General features: G+C 47.6%; 2 protein-coding genes. One reads left to right on the forward strand and one right to left on the reverse strand.

All coding sequences use genetic code 11. From position 1 onward, the window contains the following. Nucleotides 1-343: 343 nt before the first annotated feature. Nucleotides 344-832 (forward strand): hypothetical protein, encoded by a 489-nt coding sequence (locus BLQ98_RS17925; RefSeq protein WP_093734539.1) that lies wholly within the window; start codon nucleotides 344-346, stop codon nucleotides 830-832. Between the two features lie 212 nt (nucleotides 833-1,044). Here the strand turns inward: BLQ98_RS17925 and BLQ98_RS17930 are convergent, their stop codons facing one another. Next, the gene (locus tag BLQ98_RS17930) at nucleotides 1,045-2,544 is read right to left on the reverse strand and encodes an ApeA N-terminal domain 1-containing protein (RefSeq protein WP_093734540.1); all 1,500 of its coding nucleotides are present in this window, start codon (nucleotides 2,542-2,544) and stop codon (nucleotides 1,045-1,047) included. Nucleotides 2,545-2,799 lie beyond the last annotated feature (255 nt).

Consider the following 2,799-nt stretch of genomic DNA (forward strand, 5'->3'; position numbering starts at 1 on the left):
AAACAATGCTTCTATTGAAAGAAAGTCATATGAGCTTCCTTGGGCTTGATGCGGGCTCGCGGTGACGCAGCGCGCGTTTCTTCTAAGCAGGTGTATAGGCCCGTCGCCACTCACGGCCCAAACCGGACTTTGATCGCTTGCTAGAATGCTGCAACGCCGCTTCCGCATAACTGCCATTGGCGAATGAGAAGACCTACGCTTCCAAAACGAGCCACAACGCCTCGCTCAAGCCGCGCATATCGAATGAGGCGGTCTTGAAATCAAACAAACCTGACCCGATCTTTTATCGTAGACTGGCACCTCAGAATGACTTTGTGAGACTGCCTTTATAAGGAAACTACATTTGGAATTTGTTGTACAAAATGCTTTTGAAATCCTTTCGATCCTGATTTCAGCTGGCGCATTGGTCTATGCGGCACTTGCCTTCCGCACATCAAGGCAAGCCATCAAAGCAGCCCGAGATTCGGATATCACGGCTTTGCAAGTGAAGGCGCAGGACAGCATCTCAGCTGCGGAGCGTAGCATGCTGATACTTCAAGAGGCTTGTCGTCAAACGCGACAGGAATGGGATCGTCACAAGACTCGGCACTTTCCCGCACTGGGGGGCAATCTGGGGGGCTCGATGTTTGCCGAACCAGAGGAAACAAGGCACATCAGAAAAATTGAGCGTGCAGGCTTGAAAACGCTCAAAGAATTAATTGCATCAAGACCCAAGCCTGATGCGTTGGCACCTTCAGAGCTGCATCAATTCATTGCAAGAGCACAGTCCGCGTCCACTCATATCGAACGGCTTAAATTGGGCCTCAAAGGGCCAAAACCGCTACGACATTGACGGCCCTAAGCTGCCGTTCAAGAATGCTCGCGACGCTGTGACACAACGTCCCTGAAGCGGACATTAGACATGATGGAGTCAATCGCTGTATTGATTTGGGTGCGACTGCACGTCAATGCGGTTAGGGTGGACTACAGTAATAAGGTGCAACTCCGGAGTTTTAACTGAAAGTGTAGCAAATTATGACCTAGGGTTACTCAGAAATCGTCAATTTAGGCTAGAAGTTCCTTCAATTTATGGAGTTCGCCGGCATAATTGACGCAATATGATCCAAATGCGTGCGATTGGGTGGTCCCGTGCTCTCTCCAATCACGATAACTCCAACCCATTTCGAGTAAGTCTGAAAGGGCGAACACAAACTCTAATGTGTCGGTGATAAAGGCGAAGGATGGAAACTCATTTTGATAATCAAAAGCTGCTTCACTGCCGTGAACATAGTGATTTCGACAGATGACGCCTTGCTGACATGGAACCGTCAACTCACTAAATGATGACCCCATATGTTTAGTCAAAATAGCCACTCGGTGATTGATTTTGTCGCGCAGGCTCGCTTTGCCAATCCGGCCAATCGCTCCTAACATCTCTTGGCGGGCAAAGCTTTCAGGAAGGCTTCGGAATTTTGGCTTAAATTCTTTTACCAATGCGAGTGTTTCTTCATCTAGCTGGCGAGCCTTAGGCACACGATCTTCCGGTAACAAATCAAAGATGTTTGCCGCTGCGACCACTCTATCAGGGCTGTAAGAGCTCGAAAAAAAGCATGAACTAAAGCGACCTCTTGCCTCGGCCATCTGCTCGGATGTGTCGACCCAATTTCCTAACAATTTGGAAAATTCCGACTTTCGTCGGCCAAAGTCTGCAAGAACGTCTCCCGCGTGTGGATGACGGCCTGTCTTTCGTACTCTTTCGTTTGCATAGCTCCAGTGAAGATCAAAAAGTTTGTGATCCTTCCTATCAGCGGGCTTCAACTTTATGTTTTGGTATTCCTGCCTCTTACCTAAGCAAAGTTCTAAGAATGAATGCACTATGAGAAGCTTCGTCGCTGCTTTTTCGAGTTTAAGTGGCCTCGGAAACTTAAGATTTACGGTGATCTGATTTTCAATCTTAACGCCACGCGAGCTTCCCCTGCCATGTGAAGGTCGATTGGAAATCTCAATGAGACAGTCTTTGCAGTCTACTTTAACAATTTGGAAGTTTCCTGAATAGTATTGTAGAATAGGGTGATCGCCTACGTCGACGGCGTCTCTATCAGTCTTGTCCCAGTCGCGCTCTTTGGAAATTTTCGCTAATCTGGCCTCATCAGCGACTAATATTTTTTGAAATTCGTTTTTAGTTGGATGGATCATTCCGAAGTCACGTCTAAAACCGGAAAGACAATCAACGTCGGCTGGAAAATACTCGATTTGCGAAACAAATTCCTGCTCCGCATCAACCCATTCGTCTCCGACCACGATAAAATGGGGAAACATTTGCGATCGAGCACTGTCATTATCCCTTAGACCGTAAGTGGTGTTGCCTTGACTGATGCAATCGATGAGTGAGGCTTTAGCCCCATCGTCCAAAGAACCATGAACTTCCGAATTACTTTGGTAAAATCGCGCGACATCATGGGAGTGCGCGAGACTAAGCTGAGTTTGCTCACCATCCGACTTGAGGTGCCCTGGTAGGGCCTCTTGTCTTTCAATGAAAACACCATCGTATTTAAAGTTTGCCAATAATCAACGCCTTCATTTTGCCTTCACCTAACAACCTAAACTGACATTCCATCAAAATCGACACGTTTATAAACTATCCGTTGTGTAGCTTCGTGAATGACTACTTTCGGGAGACCATGACTTGATGAGCGCACCCGCAGCGAGGGCCCGCTTTCCGCCTCTCTCGACTGAAGGGGCTGCCACTTTGCCCTCACCTTCTCTCGCTAAATGCCTCGAACATACTGTCGAAGATCTTGGCTTTTTCACTTTCTGACA

It is taken from the genome of Sulfitobacter litoralis (genome assembly GCF_900103185.1).
Lineage (GTDB): Bacteria > Pseudomonadota > Alphaproteobacteria > Rhodobacterales > Rhodobacteraceae > Sulfitobacter > Sulfitobacter litoralis.